This window comes from Mesorhizobium xinjiangense, from assembly GCF_009749525.1.
Lineage (GTDB): Bacteria > Pseudomonadota > Alphaproteobacteria > Rhizobiales > Rhizobiaceae > Mangrovimarina > Mangrovimarina xinjiangensis.
Genome location: NZ_WOAC01000010.1, coordinates 137,760 through 158,153, shown reverse-complemented (window position 1 = coordinate 158,153; position 20,394 = coordinate 137,760). Strand labels below are relative to the sequence as shown.

At 62.6% G+C, this 20,394-nt stretch carries 16 protein-coding genes and 1 pseudogene; 6 read left to right on the top strand and 11 right to left on the bottom strand.

The window, feature by feature from the left end:
* Positions 1–91: 91 nt before the first annotated feature.
* The 6 genes and pseudogenes from GM909_RS12590 to GM909_RS12565 all read right to left on the bottom strand — a co-directional run bounded on the left by GM909_RS12590 (position 92) and on the right by GM909_RS12565 (position 6,219).
* The gene (locus tag GM909_RS12590) at positions 92–769 is read right to left on the bottom strand and encodes a helix-turn-helix domain-containing protein (RefSeq protein WP_157016730.1); all 678 of its coding nucleotides are present in this window, start codon (positions 767–769) and stop codon (positions 92–94) included.
* Between the two features lie 79 nt (positions 770–848).
* Positions 849–1,211 (bottom strand): DNA-binding transcriptional response regulator, encoded by a 363-nt coding sequence (locus GM909_RS12585; protein WP_198174230.1) that lies wholly within the window; start codon positions 1,209–1,211, stop codon positions 849–851.
* Between the two features lie 104 nt (positions 1,212–1,315).
* A complete protein-coding gene (gene fixJ, locus GM909_RS12580) occupies positions 1,316–1,933 on the bottom strand; it encodes a response regulator FixJ (protein ID WP_157016728.1) in 618 nt (205 codons plus the stop codon).
* Positions 1,923–3,041, bottom strand: a pseudogene (locus GM909_RS12575) (PAS domain-containing sensor histidine kinase); the annotation flags it as partial. The gene fixJ and the pseudogene GM909_RS12575, both read right to left, overlap by 11 nt.
* A 406-nt stretch (positions 3,042–3,447) precedes the next feature.
* Entirely contained in the window at positions 3,448–5,556 is a 2,109-nt protein-coding gene (locus tag GM909_RS12570) for a DUF294 nucleotidyltransferase-like domain-containing protein (protein ID WP_157016726.1), read from the bottom strand.
* A gap of 78 nt (positions 5,557–5,634) precedes the next feature.
* Positions 5,635–6,219 carry an NAD(P)H-dependent oxidoreductase gene (locus GM909_RS12565; RefSeq protein WP_157016725.1) on the bottom strand — a complete coding sequence of 195 codons (585 nt, stop codon included), beginning with the start codon at positions 6,217–6,219 and terminating at the stop codon, positions 5,635–5,637.
* 222 nt (positions 6,220–6,441) lie between these two features.
* On the opposite strand from GM909_RS12565, the gene GM909_RS12560 reads away from it, so the two are divergent.
* Entirely contained in the window at positions 6,442–9,081 is a 2,640-nt protein-coding gene (locus tag GM909_RS12560; protein WP_235911867.1) for a bifunctional acetate--CoA ligase family protein/GNAT family N-acetyltransferase, read from the top strand.
* Here GM909_RS12560 and GM909_RS12555 read toward each other — a convergent pair.
* Complete coding sequence (locus GM909_RS12555; RefSeq protein WP_235911866.1) at positions 9,073–10,266, bottom strand: AI-2E family transporter; 1,194 nt, start codon at positions 10,264–10,266, stop codon at positions 9,073–9,075. The two genes, GM909_RS12560 and GM909_RS12555, sit on opposite strands and share 9 nt — an antisense overlap.
* Before the next feature lie 99 nt (positions 10,267–10,365).
* Positions 10,366–10,755, bottom strand: a complete 390-nt coding sequence (locus GM909_RS12550; RefSeq protein WP_157016723.1) for a hypothetical protein — start codon at positions 10,753–10,755, stop codon at positions 10,366–10,368.
* A 184-nt stretch (positions 10,756–10,939) separates the two neighbouring features.
* Here GM909_RS12550 and GM909_RS12545 point away from each other — a divergent pair, with 184 nt between their 5' ends.
* Together GM909_RS12545 and GM909_RS12540 are read left to right on the top strand one after the other, a co-directional pair.
* Positions 10,940–11,776, top strand: a complete 837-nt coding sequence (locus GM909_RS12545; RefSeq protein WP_157016722.1) for a universal stress protein — start codon at positions 10,940–10,942, stop codon at positions 11,774–11,776.
* A gap of 162 nt (positions 11,777–11,938) precedes the next feature.
* Positions 11,939–12,625: a CBS domain-containing protein gene (locus GM909_RS12540; protein WP_157016721.1), complete on the top strand. Its 687-nt coding sequence runs from the start codon at positions 11,939–11,941 to the stop codon at positions 12,623–12,625.
* 36 nt (positions 12,626–12,661) lie between these two features.
* On the opposite strand, the gene glgP is transcribed toward GM909_RS12540, so the two are convergent.
* From glgP to GM909_RS12525, 3 genes are read right to left on the bottom strand one after another with little or no spacing between them, the layout of a single operon-like run.
* The gene (gene glgP, locus GM909_RS12535; protein ID WP_235911865.1) at positions 12,662–14,365 is read right to left on the bottom strand and encodes an alpha-glucan family phosphorylase; all 1,704 of its coding nucleotides are present in this window, start codon (positions 14,363–14,365) and stop codon (positions 12,662–12,664) included.
* 45 nt (positions 14,366–14,410) lie between these two features.
* A complete protein-coding gene (locus tag GM909_RS12530) occupies positions 14,411–15,583 on the bottom strand; it encodes an acetate/propionate family kinase (RefSeq protein ID WP_157016720.1) in 1,173 nt (390 codons plus the stop codon).
* Complete coding sequence (locus GM909_RS12525; protein WP_157016719.1) at positions 15,583–17,988, bottom strand: phosphoketolase family protein; 2,406 nt, start codon at positions 17,986–17,988, stop codon at positions 15,583–15,585. Before GM909_RS12525 ends, GM909_RS12530 begins: the two co-directional genes overlap by 1 nt.
* A gap of 332 nt (positions 17,989–18,320) precedes the next feature.
* Here GM909_RS12525 and GM909_RS12520 point away from each other — a divergent pair, with 332 nt between their 5' ends.
* The 3 genes from GM909_RS12520 (at position 18,321) to GM909_RS12510 (ending at position 20,383) form a co-directional block, all read left to right on the top strand.
* A complete protein-coding gene (locus GM909_RS12520) occupies positions 18,321–18,584 on the top strand; it encodes a c-type cytochrome (RefSeq protein WP_328600458.1) in 264 nt (87 codons plus the stop codon).
* Between the two features lie 25 nt (positions 18,585–18,609).
* Positions 18,610–19,452 carry a universal stress protein gene (locus GM909_RS12515; protein WP_157016718.1) on the top strand — a complete coding sequence of 281 codons (843 nt, stop codon included), beginning with the start codon at positions 18,610–18,612 and terminating at the stop codon, positions 19,450–19,452.
* A 79-nt stretch (positions 19,453–19,531) separates the two neighbouring features.
* Complete coding sequence (locus GM909_RS12510; protein ID WP_157016717.1) at positions 19,532–20,383, top strand: DUF6544 family protein; 852 nt, start codon at positions 19,532–19,534, stop codon at positions 20,381–20,383.
* Positions 20,384–20,394 lie beyond the last annotated feature (11 nt).

The following is a 20,394-nucleotide window of genomic DNA, read 5'->3' as shown; positions in this document are numbered from 1 at the left end:
TTTTGGGAATGTCCCCGTGCCGTCCCCTTCCCGGCCGCCATACAGCTACCTGGACAGTCCGCCGGGAGCGCCCTGAAAGGACTCCAGCTATTCAGACGCAAAGAGCGCGCAGCGCTTCCAGCTTGACGAGATTTACGGTGCGCACGCCCTGGAGGCGAATGTAGCCCTTCTCGCGGAACTTCGAGAAAACGCGCGAGACCGTCTCGATCGTCAGGCCGAGATAGTCGCCGATATCGGTCCGTGACATGACGAGCTCGACCTGCGGCAGGCCGTCTTGACGCTCGAACAGATCGAGCAGGAAGGCGGCCACGCGCTCGGCGGCGTTCTGGCGCCCGATCACCAGCAAATGCTCCTGGGCTCGGATCAGCGCCGTGAGCGCGACGGGAAGGATCTCGCGCGCGACATCCGCACCGATCGGCTGGCGATAGATGCGGATCGCGGAATTGCAGATCGCCTCTGCGAAGAAATGGTGGTGGCCGTCCGCCTCGAAGCCGAAGACATCGCCTGCCACGTGGAAAGCACTGATCTGCCGCCGGCCATCGGAAAGCAGGCGGTAGACGCGGACAGCGCCGAACTCCACCTGGTAGAGCGCGGTGGCCCGCTCGCCCTGGCCATAGATTTCCGCATTGGGCAAATAGAGAAGCACCTGATGCGGCTGCGAGGCGGCAAAGGCCGGTGGCGCAATGCACGCGGCTGTTCTCGGTTGAGCGGCGGGAATGCCCAGGTTGGTTGTTCTTGAAGGGATTTGCACGGCGTTGGAAGCGAGCATCTTGATGATCTCCGATCTTGTCGGATCATCAGTGCCCCGGAACGCCGATCGAAGAAATTCGGTTATATCCTAAGGGAAACTACGTAGGCGTGGCGCGCTGCGGCTCCTGCTTCAGGGCATCGCGCACGGCTTCGACCAGCTTGTGACCAAGGAAGGGTTTCACCACCACCCGTTCGAAGCCTCTGGCGACCATGTCCTGCGCGTGGCTGACCAGAACCACCATAGGTGTGCGCATGCTCGCCAAGAGTGTTCCGCTCTGCGCCGCCGCCGGTATCGACCGGTGGTCGATCACCAGACAATCATAACGGTCCGACAATGTGTCGAGGTCGGGCAACCACTCCACGATGTTCACGCGGCAGCCCTCGGCCTCCAGCACGAAAGCCAGTGAACGCCGGAAATCCGGATCCGGCGCGACAACGAGGATTTTGGCATTTGTGGGCAATTCGATCTGCTTCTTGGCACAACGGGCCTTCTCAGCCTGTCGGCCATAGTGCACCGACAGGAGCCCAAACCGCCTTGCGCTGGATCAAGCCCACCAAGGGCGCCTCAGGGGCTCTCGTCGCCCGCCGCCAAAACCATGCGCACAAGCTCGGGCAGGTTCTTGGCGTTCATCTTGGCCATGACATTCGAGCGGTGGACCTCTACCGTTCGCGGGCTGATATTGAGGTCGTAGGCAATGGTCTTGTTGGGGAGCCCGGCGACGATCCCGGCCATGACCTGCCGCTCCCGTTCGCTAAGCTGGCCAAGCCGTTGTCGTATGGCCGAAATGTCGTCCTGCTCCCGCGGCTTCCTTTTGAGCTCAGCGATGGCCCGCGCCACTGCTTCGAGCAGAACCTCGTCCTCGAATGGCTTCTCGATGAAATCGAGCGCGCCCGCCTTCATCGCCTCTACTGCCAACGGCACGTCCCCATGTCCCGTAATCACGATGGCGGGCAGCATTGCACCCTCCTCGTGCAACCGCTTGAGCAGCTCGACGCCGCTCATATCCGGCATACGCAAATCGGTGACGAGGCAGGCGTTCTCCAGTGCCCCGGCAACGGAGAGGAAGGAGGTCGCCGAGCCGTGCACGCGCACCGCGTGCCCCGATATCGTCAGGAGGAATGCCAGCGATTTCCTGACAGGCTCCTCGTCGTCAACAATATGAACTACGACATCACCGCTCATTTTCCTGTTCCTGCTCTTTTCCGGCCGGCAAGGTGAAGCGGAAAGTCGCCCCGCCCTTCTCGTTCCGCTGCATGATCAGTTCGCCCCTGTGGGCCTCAATGATCCGCTTCGATATGGAGAGCCCTATTCCCATCCCGCCGGGCTTGGTGGTGACGAAGGGCTGGAAAAGCTGTGCCACCACGTCTTCCGGCACACCCGAGCCCGTGTCGGAAACCTCCACTATCGCTTCGCCGCCTTCGCCCTGCATGATTCGTACCACCAACTCGCGGGCTTCGCTCTCCTTCATGGCTTCCATGGCATTGCGCATGAGGTTGATCAGTACCTGTTGGATCTGCACGCGGTCGACCAGAACCACCTTAGGGCCGGACTTGAAGTCGAACACCGTTCGCACGCCCATTTCACGCGAGCCGACCAGGGCGAGCGCGCCGGCCTCCTCCACGAGCTTGTGGAGATCCTCTGGTTGCTTTTCGGTATCGCCCCTGGTGACGAACTCGCGCAGGTGGCGGATGATCTGGCCCGCGCGCAGCGTCTGGCGGGCCGTCTCATCCAATGCCTCGCGCATGCGGGAGGCCAGCGCGTCGTCCATATCCCGCAGAAGCCGGCTGCACCCCTGCACATAATTGGCGATGGCCGAAAGCGGCTGGTTGAGTTCGTGCGCCAATGTAGAGGCCATCTCTCCGAGTTCGTTCAGACGTGCAAGGCGCGCAAGCTCCGCCTGGATTTCCTCCAGCCTCGCCTCCGACTCGGCCCTTTCCGTCAGGTCGCGGATGAAGCCGGTAAAGAATATTTGGCCGCCGCTCTTCATCTCCCCCACCGCAAGCTTCATGGGGAAGGTCGAGCCATCCTTCCGCCGTCCGACGACGACGCGGTCGATGCCGATAATCCGCCGCTCGCCGGTCGTCAGATAGCGGTGGATGTAGCCGTCATGTTCGCCCTGATAGGGCTCCGGCATCAGGATCTTGACGTTCTGCCCTACCGCTTCGGCTTCCGTATATCCAAACTGGCGAATGGCGGCCCGGTTGAAAGAGATCATCGTGCCCTGCACATCAATGACCACCGTCGCGTCCGGCACCGTATCCAGAATGGAGCGAAGATGGGCTTCACGCGCATCGAGCTGTTCCTGCGCGCCACGAGCGATTTTCCTGGCGTCACGGTAGCCGGAGCCGACGAAGACCAACGCGGCGGAGAACAAAAACGACAAAAGCGCCGGCACGGCGCCGAAGCCCGCCATCACCTCAGCTGCCCCTGCCGCGAGAAAGGCGGCGCCGACGACCAGGACCAGGAGGCCCGCGCGTTTTCCTCCCCAGATAGCGGCGCTCAGAACCGCCACCGGCACGAGCAGCAAGAACCACGTCTGTCCCATTCCCTGGAAGATCACTTGCCGCCCCGATTAAAGCGCTCTGATTACCGGACGTTACAATAGGGCGGCTTAGGGGAAAGCGCCACCATTCGCCAGCGCGGCAAGATGTGCCGCCGCTCGATCTTCTTGTGGCGGCGGTGCGACGCGATAGGGCTTACATCAGATCATGCATGAGGTCAGGCACGATCTGAAGGTCCCGCAGTGCTGTCCGCAGTGCCCCCCTGCGATCGCGCGGAAGGGTGGCAACCTCGACACCATTGGAAAGCGGCACCCCCTGATGCCGGTCTCGGCCCTGCTGCGCAAGCATCAGCGAGAGCACGAGTTCGTGTGCTGCGAGCACACGACGGATCGCCGGCCCGTTGCCGATCTGCCGCTCCAGGAGCCCTTCGAGGCGCGCCCGCGTGGAGCGCGCGCGGATATCGTGACGGATCGACAGCGCCCGCGCGGCAGAGACAAGAGGGAAAAGGGCATAGCGCTTGAGGTCGATCCGGCCTTCCTCCGTCCGCAATCCGCCGAACAGCGTGAAGGGTGTGGGCAGACTGGCAAGCCGTTCGCCGAGCACCAGCGGAAACGCGGCATCAGCATGCCCATATGCGTAGGCGCCCTCGAATAGGGTCTCGCCAAGCCCTCTTTCGCCGTGCACGGGGGCAAGATCGAAGAAGATATCGATGTTAAGCAGGTCCTGAGGGCGGGAGCGGCGCATCCACCCGCTGATGCGTTCCCTCCAGAGATCCAGTGAACCGCGCCATTCCTCGTTCTTCGCCATCACCCCACCCTTGCAATAGGCGATCCCGGCTGTATCGAGAATGGCGGCGATCCGCCCGCCAAGGGCGCCGAACCACCGATCCTCCGGCCCGCCCGGCACGCCCCGCTTGAAGACGATGGCATTGTCCTGATCGGCGGCAAGCAGGCTCTCGCCGCGCCCGGCGGAACCAAGAACAAGTACGGCATAGGGTGATGGTGGGTCGCCCAGGCCAACAATCTTCATTTCCTCTTCCGCAAGGATCGCCGCCCGACGCGTCATGGCGCGCAGTTCCTCGCTGACGATCTCGGCAACAGTCCGCGCTTCGATCTTCTCTGCCACCAGTGCAGAGGCAACGGAGGGAAGAGACGCCCAGGCAGCGGCCATCTCAGCGCCGGACCTTGCGGCATCGATCATATCGTCGAGCTGGATTGCCGCGCTTGCGCGCAGGCGCAGGAGATCACGCGCGGATATGACCCCTATAAGCGCTTCCTTCTCGTCATGCACGCCGAGATGACGAACCCCAAGCCTGTCCATGCGGCCGATCGCGCGATAGGCGAAGGCCTGCGCACGGATGCTGATGAGCGGTCGGCTGGCAAGTTCGCCCGCGCGGCGCTCAAAGCTCCGCTCACCATCCGCCGCCAGCAGGCGGAGCACGTCGCGTTCGGTGAGGATGCCATATTCGCCTTTGTGGTGGCTGTGCTGACCGCCCTGGGAGACCAGGACGGAGCCCACCCGTCTCTCCGCCATCAGCCCGATCGCCGAGCGGAGCGATGTTTCATGGCGGATGACGATAGGAGGCGTGGCCATGAGATCGCCGACGCGATGCTGGTAGGCGAAGGGGTCGATCGCGGCAAAGGGTTGCGGGACCGGCCGTGCGACAGGATCCGCCCACCCTGCCCTTGCCTGCTCGTCCTGCTCCCTTGCAAGCTGGAGGGAGGCTCGCTCCGCCTCGGCAAAAGTACGAATGCCCATGGCCTGCAGCCTCGGCAGGAGGCCGGTGAACACTTTCGCCGCGGCCACGGCGTCGCCCAGCGCCTGATGGCGGCCTGTAACTTCGAACCCGAGCCAGGTAGCGAGCGCCTCGAGCGAGTGGTTGCGCAGATCGCGATTGACGATGCGGCTCAGCGTTCGCACGCACAACGTCCGCGACCGCTTCCAGTGGATTCCGGCACGCGCCACTTCCCTCTCTATGATGGCGAGATCGAAGCCGATGGCATAGCCGATCAGCGGGCGCCCGCCGCGAAACCTCTCGAAACTGCGCCATGCGGAAGCAAAAGCAGGCGCCTCGCGCACCATTTCGTCGGTAATGCCGTGGATGCGCGTTGATTCTGGTGGGACAGGCATCCCCGGATCGACCAAGCTTTCGAAGGATTGGTCCGGACATACCGCGCCACACGCGATCGCCACACCCCCGATCTGGACGAGGCGCGCCGCGCGTGTGTCGAGGCCGGTGGTCTCCGTGTCGAAAGCCACCGCGTCGAGCGCAATCAGCGGAATCGCTCCGACGTCAGGCTGCACTAACGCCCCTCCCATCTTCAGATGGCTTATACGGTGCACTGGCGCTTCGAGCCACGAAGAACGCCACAGGTATGAGGTTCAGGCTGCCCGTTCCCCGAGCCGCCGCATCTGATCGAGCCATTTGCGCCGCTTCCGGTCGCCAGCGGGCTCGATCATACCGAACAGGGTTTCCTTCACCGGGCCGAGCCCCACGAATTTGAGGATGTTGCGCCGCATGCCGCGCAGCCCGTGACCGAAGAACCACCAGCGATAGAAGAAGGCCGGCATGCCCATGGTGACGACGATCCGCGCCGAGCGGCCCTTGAGGAGGGTTTCGGGAAAACCGTGCTTGCCATAAGCGAAGGCCACGCCCGGCCGCATTATCTGTTCGAGGAAGCCCTTGAGCAGGGCGGGCATCGTTCCAAGCCACAGGGGAAAGACAAAGACCAGATGCTCGGCCCGCAGGATCGCTTCCTTGGCAGGCTCAAGTTCCTGCGGCACCGAGCCGTGCAGGAAGTCCTCCTGCGTGCGCAGGAGCGGGAAATCGAGCCTTGCAATGTCGATCCTGGTCACTTCATGGCCTGCCGCCTCCGCGCCCTGCGCATAGGCATCAGCCAAGGCGCGGCAGTAGCGGCGGGGGTCCGCGTCGGGGTGGCCCTGGACGATGACGATGCGTCTGGTCATGGCGCTTCCTGGTTTGGAATCTACCGAAACAATACGCCCCGACCCAGGCATCGCCTTGACCGGCGTCAAACGCCAGCAGTCGGGAACAATCGGACGGAGTTCCTCTTCCCTTGATCATGCGCAAGACTACCGTGCTGCGGTGCCGCTAGAACTAGGCTGGTTAACAAGAGGCGGGCTTTCCATGACCATCCCAATCTCGAAAATGCGGTCGATCCGAAGTCGGTGGCTGTTTTCGGCGCCTCCATCCGGCAAGGCTCCGTTGGCCGGATCGTTCTTGAAAATATCATCGCAGGCGGCTTCGAGGGCGATATCTGGCCGGTCAATCCGAAATACCGGGAGATCAACGGCCGACGCTGCCATGCAAATGCGGATGAACTGCCGGCAGCACCCGACGTGGCGGTTATCGCCACCCCACCCAAGACGGTCCCAGGCATCATTCGCGCGCTGGGAAAGAAGGGAACGCGCACGGCAGTGGTGATCAGCGCTGGCCTGACGCGCGAGAACGGGCTGCGCCAGGCCATGCTGGACGCGGCGAAGCCATACCTCTTCCGCGTCATCGGTCCCAATACGGTGGGCCTGATCGTCCCGCCCGCGAAGCTCAATGCAAGCTTTGCCCATATGAACCCGCAACCAGGCGGCTTGGCGCTCCTGTCGCAATCCGGAGCGATCGCGACAACGCTCATCGACTGGGCGGCGGATGAAGGGATCGGTTTCTCGCACGTCGTCTCGCTGGGTGATATGGCCGATGTGGATGTCGGCGACTATCTCGACCTGCTTGCAGGCGACGCCAGGACACGCGCCATCCTGCTCTACCTCGAGAGCATTCCCAACCCGCGCAAGTTCATGTCGGCGGCCCGCGCGGCGGCGCGCCTCAAGCCCGTCATTGCAGTCAAATCAGGTAGGCATGCCGCCGGGGCAAAGGCAGCAACCACCCACACCGGCGCACTTTCCGGCTCTGACAAGGTTGTCGAAGCAGCACTCAGTCGCGCCGGCATCCTTCGCGTGCACGGCCTCCGCGAGCTTTTCGATGCAGCGGAGACGGTCGCCCGCTTCCCCAAGCTTGAACGGTCGCGGGTGGGCATAGTCACCAATGGCGGCGGCGCCGGCGTGCTCGCCGTCGACAGGTTGGCAGATCTGGGTGCGGAGCTTGCCGCGCTTTCGCAGGAGACCGTCGACAAGCTGGACAAGGCCCTACCCGCGAACTGGTCGCGCGCCAACCCCGTCGACATCATCGGCGATGCGCCCGCGCAACGCTACAGCGCCGCCGTATCGGTGGTCGCCGAGGATTCAGGAACCGACGCGCTGCTGGTGATGAACTGTCCCACGGGACTTGCCTCCCCGGCCGAGGCGGCGCAGGCCGTTGCGCGGCTTGCACGAGGGGGAATGATCAACGGCAAGCCGGTGCTTACCTGCTGGTTGGGCGAGAAAACCGCGCGGGAAGGCCGCCACGTCCTGCAGGAGGCGGGCATCGCAAGCTTTGAGACCCCCGCCGCGGCGGCGGCCGCAGTCTCATACCTCAGCGACTGGTCGCGAGCGCAGAAGGTCCTGATGCGCGTGCCCTCGAGCCGCGGCGAAGACATGCGCGGCGACAGCGAAGCTGTCCTCGATATCTTCCGGAATGCCGCCTCCGAAGGCCGGCGCATGCTCACCGAGCCTGAAGCCAAGGCAGTGATCGAGGCCTACGAAATCCCGGTCCCGGAAACGATCGTCGTTCGCACGGGCAACGAAGCGAGAAAAGCGGCAAAGCGCCTGCTCAAGCAATCGGAGAAGATCGTCGTCAAGCTGCTCTCCAAGGAGATCAGCCACAAATCGGATGTTGGCGGCGTGGTGCTCGATATCGCCACGCCCGAAGCCGCGGTCGAGGCGGTCCATGACATTGAAGAGCGCTTGCGGAAAACTGGTGACGCCGGAAAGATCGATGGCTTCGTCGTGCAACCGATGGTCACCAGGAAGGGAGCGCAGGAGGTCATCCTTGGTATCGGCCGCGACCCCATTTTCGGCCCGACTGTGCTGTTCGGCGCTGGCGGCACGGCCGTGGAGATCCTCGACGATACCGCGATCGCCCTCCCCCCGCTCGACAATTTGCTTTCCGGCGACCTGATCGACCGCACGCGCATCGGCCGGCTGCTCGCCGGGTATCGCGACCGGCCCCCCGCCGATCGCAAAGCCATCGTCCGGGCGCTGAACGCCTTGTCGCAACTGATCGTCGATTTCCCCTGCATCGTCTCGACGGACATCAATCCGCTGCTCGCCGACAGCGAAGGCGTTATTGCGCTCGATGCACGCATTGAGATCGAACTGAGCGATGTGGAACACGCCGGCCCCAACCCGGCGCTCGCCATCCGGCCCTACCCTGCCGCTTGGGAAAAGGAGGTCGTCTTGAAGGGGGAGGAATATCGCCTGCGCCCCATCAAGCCGGCGGATGTGTCGCTTTATCCCGCCTTCCTCGCGAAGGTCTCACCGGAGGACGTCAGGTTCCGCTTCCTCGCGCCGCGCCGGCATTTTCCCGATGAGATGCTTCTGCGGCTCACGCAACTCGATTATGAGCGGGAAATCGCCTTCGTCGCTCTGCGAAAGGAGACCGGCGAACTTGCCGGTATCGTGCGCCTGTCGTCGGATCCGGACAAGGAAACAGCCGAGTACGGCCTTCTCGTCCGCACCGACCTGCAGGGCCGAGGCCTGGGCTGGGCTCTCCTCACGCATCTCATCGACTATGCACGGGCAGACGGACTGGGCGTCATCGAAGGCTTCATTCTCAGTGAGAACACGAAAATGCTCGCGATGGGTAGGGAGTTCGGCTTCAAGCAGGCACCCCACCCTTCAGAGCCCGGCGTGACGATCGCCACCCTCAAGCTACGGTAGCCGCTCGCGGCGCTTGGATTGGGCATCCTCCGCCCCGGCGTATGACGCGGGCCGTTGGCTTACGTCTTCAGTGTTGGTCGACTGGTCTATCATCGACAATGGCTTGCCCTGGAAGCGGCCCTTCAGGACCGCGATCAGAGCCAACGTAATAGAAATCGTCGCTGGCCCGAGAACAAGCCCGGAGGCGCCGAACAGGATGATGCCACCCACGGCGCCAATGAAAGCCAGAACGGTGTGCAGCTTCAGCCGATTGCCGACAAATATCGGGTAGAGCAGATTGTCGATCGTGGCGATTATCACGCCGCCCCATATAACCAGAACAAGAGCACGAACCCACTCGCCTTCCACGGCAAGAAAGATGGCTGCGGGGACCCAAACTACGAACGCACCCAGCACGGGCACGATCGCGAGAAGGCCCATGACCAGCCCCCAGAACGCGGGAGCCGGCAGGGCAAGCAACCAGAACATCAGTCCACCCAACGTGCCCTGAACGGCGGCGACCATGACGGTACCGAACACCGTGGCATACACCGCATCTGTGAAACGAGCGATGATATGTGCCGTCTCGTCGCTGTTCAGCGGCGAGAATTCTCTCAGGGCGCGCACCGCAAGCTGTCGATCGCGCAGGAAATAGAAGAGCATGTAGAAGACGAGCAGAAGCACGATTGCCTGATTGATGGATCCGCGCAACAGCGTTGCACTTTGTGCAGTGAGCCACTGGGCGATCCGACCCATCATCCCGGCGAGATCGAGACGCTCCCCGAGCCATACCGCAATCGTGGAAAGTATCGGTACGCCATTGATAATGCTCTGCCAGTCGGATGACCGCAGCGCGCTTTCGACGTTCACGGCGCCATCGGCAGCCTCCCTGACAAGCTGCTGCACGATAAAGAGCAGAAGCAATATTACAATCAAAGCAGCCACCGACGCCGAGACGAATGCGGCGATGTTTGCGCCAAGGTGCATTTCGAGTTTCGGCTGGACCGGCGCGATGAGGACGCCGAGCACGACAGCCCAGACAAGTGCCGGGAGGAATGGCAGTGCCAGCCGATAGGAGAGGTAGACGCCCAGGGCGGCGGCGGCCACGAGGACCAGCATCCTGGCCGCGCTCGAATCCATCCGCTCGATTACGGTGACAGCCTTTGGTGTTCCGTTCTTTTCCGCTTTGGTATTTTGCTGACGCATATCGCTCTCACCCCGAGGACCCGACGGAATTGCCAGTGCCGGCCGTCTCCGGGGAGGACGATCGCCTGTCGCGCATTGCCGCAGGTTCAGATTCGAGCCTCAGAGTTTTTCCACCAGCTTCACCTGGTAGGTGTGCATCACGCCGTCGCTGAGGATCGAGACATATTCGCCGGTCACGAACCGTTCGTCGCTGAAGCGAAAACCGAGTTCGTCGTCGTCCTCGCCCTCGCCGTAATCGAAATACCACTGGCCGCCCGGCTTGCGGCGCAGGCGGCCCACCAGATCCTCCTCGCCGGGGCGGAAACGGCGCACACGGCAGTTCGCCTGGTGCTTCACGCACTTCTTTGCATCGAGGTTGCCGTCGTCTTCGAGCGGAACGACAAGATCGTATCCATAAGCACGATCACCCTGCGGGTGGCCTTTCTCGCGCGCAAGCTCGAGCCTCACATGGCGGAATTTCTCACTCAGGTGAGCGGTCGTGACAGTCATAGCGTCTCTCCAATCGGTAATGCATTGGCGCATCCTTCCGCGTTCCGAGACCTTCCTCCTTGATCAGGGTCAATCGCCTCCGCAGCACCGACGAGTGCACTGCTTGATCCAGCGCAAAGGGCGCACCGCTCATTCGCGGTAAGGAAAGCGACAAGGCGGAAATTCCGCATGCAAGGAGCGTGTGATGACCTTCAAGACTGTATTGAGCGTGATCAGTGTCGAGCATTCCGATGGCGATTTGCGATTGGCGATCGATCTGTGCCGACAGATCGACGCCCATCTTGCAGTCCTGGTGCTTTCGATTGCCGTCCCGCCGCCAACCAGCGAATACGCCGCGGTGATGTCAGAAGCTTGGCTGCAAGACCGTCAGGCTGAGATCGACCGTCTCCATGTGCGGGTGGAGGAGGTGACGGCGATTCTCGCCGAGAGCGAACTTTCGGCCGATGTGGACGGCGAATATGTCGAACGGTCATGGACCGACGACATGGTCAGCCGTCGGAGCCGATATGCCGATGTCACCCTGATCGGCCCGGAACTCGGTGCCGACGAAGATCTCAAGACCATGGTTCTGAAGGGTTCCCTCTACGAGTCCCAGATCCCCGTTCTGCTCGTCCCGGATGCCGCCGGCGCGACCTTGCTGCCGAAGAAGGTTTTGCTCGCGTGGGATGGCGGACCCGAGGCCACCCGTGCCGCACGTGAAGCCCTTCCACTGCTGATTGGTGCAAAGGACGTCCATCTCACGATGATCGACCCTCAGGCAACCGAAGACGGGCTGAACATTGAGCCCGGAACGGACCTTGCCGCCTATCTCGCCCACCACGGCGCAAAAATCACCATCTACCGGCTCCCGAGCGGCGGCCAGCCAATCGCGGAGACGCTGCGCAGACATGCGGTCGATATGGCGGCAGACATGGTCGTGATGGGCGCCTACGGTCACTCGCGCCTGCGCCAGAGGATTTTCGGCGGTGTCACGCGCTCCATGATCGAGGAAGCGGATCTGCCCGTTTTCATGGCACGCTAGCAAAGTGTGGACATCGAAATGACCGTCGTCACGCCGCCGCGGCAGCCGACCGGAATGAGCGAAGCCCAAGCGGCTGAGCGCCTTCGCGCGCTTCGGCGCCAACCCGCCTCCTCGCACCGGCTGGCGACCTGCTCGTGGCAATAGCAATCCGTGGAGAAGAAAATGAGAGCCAAGGACCTGATGTCCACCCCATGCGTAGCCGCATCTGCCGAAAATAGCATCAAGCGCGCTGCGCAGATCATGGTGGATCACGATCTCAGCGGCCTGCCGGTACTTGGAGACGATGGCCAGCTTGTCGGAATTATCACGGAAGGGGACCTGCTTCGCCGTTGCGAGCTGGGCAACGTGGAAAAGGCTGGTGAAGAGCTGCCGCCGGAGACCAGGGCACAAGGCTATCTCCACAGCCATGGGTGGAAGGTCGGTCACGTCATGTCGCGAAGCGTGGTGGCTGTAAAGGAGGATGCACCCGTCAATCGAATAGCGGAGCTCATGCTCAGGCACAGGATCAAACGGGTTCCGGTGCTCCGTGGAGATCGAGTCGTCGGAATCGTCTCCCGCCGTGACCTCCTCCAATTGATCTGTTCGGCGCCTGCCGATGCCACTGCGCCTGGCGACGCGGCGATGGCGCGCAGTATCCGTGCGCGACTGCATCAGGATCTCGGGCTTGGCGATGAGCAGGTCAAAGTCGAAGTAAACGCGGCAGAGGTTCACCTCCAAGGATCGGTCAGGTCTGAAGCCGAGCGCCAAGCCGTGGTGGCGTTAGCCGACGGCATGCGCGGTGTGGCCGGGCTCGTACTTGATGTCGTGATTGCGCCAACCCTACGCGGTAATGACCTCCGCGAGCACTGAGACGCGGAGATCATTGAATCGTGACGGGCAGGATCATCAGCTCAGATAGACCTCGCTTCCATAGCGTCGCATCATTCGCTGGCTATTAAAATAAGACCCGATTTTCGAGATGGATTGCTTCATCATCCAGATCCAGCGCGGGCGGTTTTCGTAGAAGAGCGGCAGAACGGTTCCTTCGAGCTTGTCCAGGCAGTCGGACGCATGTTCCGTGGCGAGCCGGTCCCCTTCGCCGATGGCCCAACCAGTAACGCCTTCGACCCATCCTTCACTCCACCAACCGTCTAGAACACTGAAATTGAGGACGCCGTTGAGCGCTGCCTTCATTCCGCTGGTGCCGGACGCTTCCAGTGGCGGCATGGGAGTGTTCAGCCACACATCCGCACCCGACACAAAGAGCCGCGCCAGCTCCATGTCGTAATTCGGAACGAAGGCAACCGGGAGCTCCGGCGCCAGTTCACGGATATGGCGATGGATCTCGGCGATCAGCACCTTGCCTTCCTGATCCCGCGGGTGCGCCTTGCCGCCCATGACGATCTGGAAGGGATAGCGCCGATTGATTTCGCGAAGCCGATCGAGGTCAGTGAAGATGAGATGGGGCCGCTTATAGCCGGTCATTCGGCGAGCGAACGCGATGATCGGCCGCTCCTCATCGAGCATTTGGCCGGTCGCCTTCGCCACCGCGGCGACGAGATCCCTCTTCGCCCTTTGATGCGCGTTCCAGATCGCCTCGTCGGGCAGCTGCTCGCAGCGTGTCAGCCGCTCCGGCTGATGGGCCCAGCTCGAAAGAATGCCCTGGAACAGTTCCGCGAACGATGGATGCGCCCATGTCGGGACATGAACCCCGTTGGTGACCGCGCCCACCTGGTAGCCTGGGAACATAAGGCGGGTCGTCTCGGCATGGACTTCCGCCACACCATTGACATGCCGGCTGAGGTTGAGCGCGAGGAGCGTCATGTTGAGCTCGTCCTTGCCACCCAGCTGCTTGAGCAAGTCGGGGTCTATCAGCCCCCCATGCCCCAGGATCCGCGCTACTTCGCCATAGGAGAACCTGTCATGGCCGGCTTCGACCGGCGTGTGGGTTGTGAACACGCAGGCCTCGCGGACCTTGTCCAGTCGCCCCTGCAACGGCACATCCATTCCAGTCTGCGTGGCGAGAAGGTGGAGCGTAAGCAGCGAGGCATGACCTTCATTGAGGTGATACTTCTTGATCTCGAAACCGAGTCCTTCGAGAATCCGCGCGCCGCCGACCCCCAGCACGATTTCCTGCTTGAGACGGTAGGCGGCATCACCGCCATAGAGACGGTCGGTTATGCTTCGATCTTCGGGACAGTTCTGCTCGAGTCTCGTATCGAGGAGAAGGACAGGGATCCGCCCGCCGAGCGGGCAGGAGACGACGTAGAGCCATGGTCTGACCCAGACGGAACGTCCCTCGATATCGACGGCCACCATAAAATCCAGCTGCGCGGCCCAGTCTTCCACGCGCCATGGATCCGGATGGTCGACCTGCTCCCCTGCGCTTCCTATCTCCTGCCGCAAATAGCCCTCGTGCGACACAAGCGTGACGAACACGAGCGGCAAGTCGAGATCGGCGGATGACCGGGCGCAGTCGCCGGCAAGTATGCCGAGGCCCCCGCTATAGGTCCGCATCTCCGGCCGGAGGGCAATCTCCATGGAAAAGTAGGCAATGCTGGTGTGCCTCAGAAACTGTTGGAGAGTGTCCATGGCTTTCTGTTCCTTCATGGGACCGGTCGGCTCCGGTCGTCGCCGGCATGCGCCGCCGCGAGCCTAAACCTTTTCGACCGCTGACAGGACATGGCGTGCGATCACCACTTCCTCGTCGGTCGGGATCACGTATACGTCGACCGGGCTGTCCACAGCGCTGATCCGCTCCGCATGGGATTCGTTGGCGTCTTGATCGATCCTTGCGCCGAGCCATGTCAGACGTGAGCAGATGGCCGAGCGGATCGAGGCCGAGTGCTCGCCTATTCCTGCGGTGAATACCAGGCCGTCGAGACCGCCCATCGTACTGGCCAGTGCCGCCGTCTCCCGCGCCGCGCGGAAGGCGAAGAGCTCGAGCGCTTCGCGGGCGTGCGGATCGCGGCTTTCCGAAAGCTCTCGCACGTCGCTCGAGATACCGGAAACCCCCAGAAGGCCGGACCCCTCGTAAAGCACACGCTGAAGCTCCGCGGGAGAAAATCCCTCCTCCTGAAGGAGGTAAAGGAGCACGCCCGGATCGATCGCACCGCAGCGCGTGCCCATCACCAGGCCGTCGAGCGCGGAAAATCCCATGGTGGTGTCGACGCTGTTGCCGTCGCGCAGGGCGCACAGGCTCGCCCCGTTTCCAAGATGCCCAACGACGGTCCGTCCTGCCGCGAGTTCCGGAGACACCTGCCGCAGGCGGGATGCTACGTATTCGTAGGAAAGCCCATGGAATCCGTAGCGCTGGATCCCCATAGCCTCGTAGCGCCGCGGCAGGGCATAGCGCCTGACCGTAGCCTCAATCGTCCCATGAAAAGCCGTGTCAAAGCAGCCGACCTGCGGCAAATGCGGTCGCAAGGCAGTAAGGGCACGGATAGGGGCGATGCTGCGCGGCTGATGGAGCGGCGCAAGGGGCCTCAGCTTCTCCACTTCATCGATCACCTGCGGCGTCAGCAGTACCGGCTCGCTGAACCGGTTGCCGCCATGGACGATGCGGTGACCGGCCGCAACAAGTCCCTGACCGGTCCAGCTGTCAGCCCAGCGGAGCAATTCGCCGATGAGATCTTCAAGGCCACTGCCCGGAAACTCCTTCTCCAGAAGCGATCTCCCATCCGGTCCCTTGGCCGTAAGGCTTCGCACGTCGCCAAGGCCGATTGCTCCACGGGCAATGGAGCGCAGCTCTCCCGAGAGGTCAGCCTCGTAGAGACCGAATTTGAGGCTCGAGGAGCCGCCATTGAGGGCGAGGATGGCATTCGGCATCAGTCACCAGCTTCGGCGGCCGTCTTGTAGGGCCACCCCCAATCGCGGATCTCGGGCATGTCCTCGCCGTGCTCGCGGATATAGGCGGCGTGTTCAGCGAGCTTGTCGTTGAGCCGTGCGACCAGTTCGTCCGACTCGCCGCCCAACCGCGTCACGCGGGTGGCGGCGGCAATGGCGAGATGGAACCGGTCGAGCGAATTCATGACCACCATATCGAAGGGCGTGGTGGTCGTGCCTTCCTCGCGGAAGCCGTGCACATGCATGTTGTCGTGGTTGGCGCGTTTGTAGGTCAAGCGGTGGATGAGATAGGGATAGCCGTGATAGGCGAAGATCACCGGTTTGTCCGTCGTGAACAGGGCGTCGAAGACCTGATCGTCAAGGCCATGCGGATGCTCTGTCGCCGATTGCAGCGTCATCAGGTCGACCACATTGACGACGCGGATCTTCAGGTTAGGGAAATCCGTGCGCAGAATATCCACGGCCGCCAGCGTCTCCAGCGTCGGCACGTCGCCTGCGCAGGCCATCACAACGTCCGGATCCTCGTCCCGGGCCACCGTCCCCGCCCATTCCCAGACGCCCGCCCCTGCCCTGCAGTGGATCTCGGCCTCATCGGCGCTCAGCCATTGCGGCCCCGGCTGCTTGCCCGCCGTGATCACGTTGATGCGGTTGTAGGTTTTGAGGCAGTGGTCGGTCACCCACAGCAGGGTGTTCGCGTCGGGCGGGAAGTAGAGGCGGATCGTATCCGCCTTCTTGTTGGCAACGAAATCGGCGAACCCGGGATCCTGATGGCTGAAGCCGTTGTGGTCCTGCCTCCAGACATGGGAGGTGAGCAGGTAATTGAGCGATGCGATCGGCTTGCGCCAGGGGAGCTCATGCGAGACTTTCACCCATTTGGCGTGCTGGTTGACCATGGAATCCACGATGTGAATGAAGGCTTCATAGCAAGAGAAGAGCCCATGCCGGCCGGTTAGCAGATAGCCCTCCAGCCAGCCCTGGCAGAGATGCTCGCTCAACACCTCCATGACACGGCCGTCGCGCGTCAGATGCACGTCGTAGGGCTCGATCCTCTCCATCCAGACGCGATCGGTAACATCGAAGACGGCGTCGAGCCGGTTGGACGATGTCTCGTCCGGCCCCATCAGCCTGAAATTATCCACGTTGAGCTTCATCACGTCGCGTAGATAGGTGCCCATCACGCGCGTGGCCTCGGCCTTCACCTCTCCCGGCTGCCGCACGTCGAGGGCGTATGCCTTCCAGTCCGGCAGGACGAGGTCGTGCTTTAAAAGCCCGCCATTGGCATGGGGATTGGCGCCCATGCGCTTGTTCCCCGAAGGTGCGAGAGCCGCAAGTTCCGGCCGAAGGCGCCCGTTCTCGTCGAACAGTTCCTGCGCCTTGTAGCTCAGCATCCAATCCTGCAGCACGCGCCGGTGCTCGTCATCGCCCCGTGCGTTGGCAACCGGCACCTGGTGCGAACGCCAGAAGTCCTCGACCTTCTTGCCGTCCACCTCTTTCGGCCCGGTCCAGCCCTTCGGGCTGCGCAGGACGATCATGGGCCAGCGAGGGCGCTCTCCCGACCACGCCGGATCGCGTGCCTGCCGCTGAATGGCGGAGATGCGGTCGAGCGCCGTGTCGAGCGTCCGCGCCATCAGCGGGTGCATTTCGGCGGGCTCGCTGCCTTCCACGAAGAACGGCTCATACCCATACCCGGTGAAGAGAGCGCGCAGCTCCTCATCGTCCATCCGGCCAAAGATCGTGGGATTGGCGATCTTGTAGCCATTCAGGTGAAGAACAGGCAGAACGGCACCGTCGCGCGCCGGGTTGAGGAACTTGTTGGAATGCCACGCGGCGGCCGTGGGTCCGGTTTCCGCCTCGCCGTCGCCGACCACGCACGCAACCAGCAGGTCGGGATTGTCGAAAGCGGCGCCATAGGCATGCGCGAGCGCGTAGCCGAGTTCTCCGCCTTCATGAATCGAACCCGGCGTTTCCGGGGCAGCATGGCTGGGAACCCCGCCAGGAAAGGAGAACTGGCGGAACAGTTTTCTCAGGCCTTCGGCATCCTGGGGCACATCCGGATAGATCTCGCTGTATGTCCCTTCGAGATAGGTGTTGGCCACCATCGCGGGGCCGCCGTGCCCCGGACCGCAGACATAGATCACGTTCAGGTCGCGCGCACGGATGACCCGGTTCAGATGGACGTAGACGAAGTTCAGACCCGGCGTCGTTCCCCAATGCCCCAGAAGCCGAGGCTTGACATGCTCGGCCGTGAGCGGCTCGCGGAGCAGCGGGTTGTCCATGAGATAGATCTGGCCAACCGAAATATAGTTTGCCGCTCTCCAATAGCGGTCGATCGCTTCAAACTCCGAGAAGGACGGCCCTGTCCCGCCGTCGGTTTTGGCAACATCCATTTGAATACTCCTCACGGCAGAAATCTGGGGCAGAAGCACGGAACGAAAAGGCTTTCTCGAAAACATGTCACGTCTGCCCGGAGGAGACGTTGATCGGTGTCAACATGCACTTCAGATTCGGGACGCGCGAGGAGAGCGAGCCGCTGAGACCGCCACCACGGAAACGGAACACGCGGCGGCCGCGAATTTGTTTCCGTTTGACACGGGTCAAGGCGCTATTGCGCCGATCTGCCAATTTACGCGGGAACAAAGAGGCATGCACCGCGATGCAACGGAAGTTTCGAATTATGGCCTTCGCGGCTCTGCTCCTGGCGAGCGTTGCAAGGCCTGCAATGGCCGAGGACGCCCAAGTTGCATACGGCAGGGCCCTCGTTGAGGCGAACTGTTCGCGTTGCCATGCGGTAACTCGGACCGATGTCAGCAAGCACCCGGAAGCGCCGGCATTCCACACGCTCTGGGAGCGCTACCCGATCGATGCTCTCGAAGAAGCCTTCGCCGAAGGGATTTATGTCGGCCATCCGGACATGCCGGAGTTCGTGGCCGACCCTGACCAGATCGCCGCCATCATCGCCTACATCGAGTCGATTCAGGACTGACGGCGGCAACCAAGGAACCAGAACCATGACTGAACAAGTAAAATGCATTCTCGTGGGCGTAGCCGCGAAGGACGATTTCTCGGCGACGCCAGCGCTCGAATTCGCCATTGCTCTCGCAAAAAAGCACGGCGCCTGTCTCACCGTCTGCGCCCTGCCCCCCGCCTTCTATGTGCCTGTCACACGCACCGGCGGATCCGCGTCCGCCATCCTCAAGAGCGAGATCGGACGTCTCGAGGAGATCACCCATCGATCCGCACGCAGTGCGTCGGAGCTCGTCAGCAAGGCCGGGGTCTCGTGCATCGCCGAGCACACGCTCTCGCCGCTTGAACCCAGAACCGGTCGTCTGGTGCGCCTGGCGCGCGTGAACGACGTCACCATCCTCGATGCCGCCGAGCCCGAGGACAACGCCCAACGCGCCGCGATCGAAGATGTCCTCTTCGACAGCGGCCGACCCGTGCTGGTCATACCGCAGACAGGAGGAAACGCAGCACCCCGGCGCATCGCCGTTGCCTGGGACGGCAGCGCCCGTTCGGCACGTGCGGTGGCCGACGCCCTGCCTTTCCTCAAGCAGGCAGGCGCCGTTTTCGTCGTCACCGTCACGGGCGAAAAGGATCTCTCGCGTATGGCGCCGGGTGCCGATCTTGCCACTCACCTCCTTCAGCACGGCGTTTACGAGCCGCACTTGGAGACGCTTTCGGCGATCGACGACGATGCGTCGGCAAGGTTACGCAAATTCGTAAAGGACGAGTCCATCGATATGCTCGTCATGGGCGCATTCGTCCATTCACGCTTCCGACAGGCGATCCTCGGCGGCGTTACGCGTTCGCTGCTGGACGACGTTCCCGTGCCACTTTTCATGGCGCATTAGGGGAGTGCGGCATTAGTACGGCCGGCAGTTCGCGAACGTCAGCGGGCCCCCAACGATTTACCGACCCGGAGTATAAGGGATGGAAATCCTCGCAATAAGCCTTGCCCTGGTGCTGTTCGCCACTGCCGGCCTGCAGATTTGGCGCTGGCTGGACAACCGGCATGCCGCGCGGGTCTGGCGCAATCTGGCGGCGCAGGCCGATGCATCGCCTCCGGAATTCCACCCATCCATGGTCCAGGGGTTACCTGAACCCGCCCGCCGCTTTCTCCTTTTCACCATTGCGCCCGGCAGCCCTATCCGCACCGTCGCCGAGGTCGAGATGACTGGCCAGATCAGCCTCGGGACGAAAGAGAACCCGAACTACATGCCCATGCACGCAAGGCAGATCCTGGCACCACCCCAGGGCCTGGTCTGGGCTCTCGATGCAGGCCAGGGTGCAATGCGCATCCAAGGCTCCGACGGCTTTGACGGAGCAACCTCCTGGACCCGGTTTTGGCTGCTCGGGACCGTTCCCGTTGTCCGGGCGGGAGCTGGAGCCGATCATGCGAGAGCTGCATTTGGCCGCATGGTTGCGGAAGCCGTTTTTTGGGCCCCAGCGTCCCTCCTCCCCCGAAACGGTGTCAAGTGGGAGGCCCTTTCCGAAAGCCTTGCCCGCGCGACCGTTACTGCCAATGGCATGGTCCAGACCGTGGATGTCAGGATTGCGGAGGACGGCAGGCCAGTCGAGGTGGTCATTCCGCGCTGGACGAATGCCAATCCTGAGAAATTATATCGCGAGCAACCTTTCGGGGGCTATCTCGCTGCGTTCACGCAATTCGAGGGCTATAGATTGCCCACGCGCGTCGAAGGGGGAAATCTCGTCGGCACCGAAGACTACTTTCCATTCTACAAGGCGGAAGTAAGCGTCATCCGATTTGTCGGTGGGCACTAGCAACAAAATCG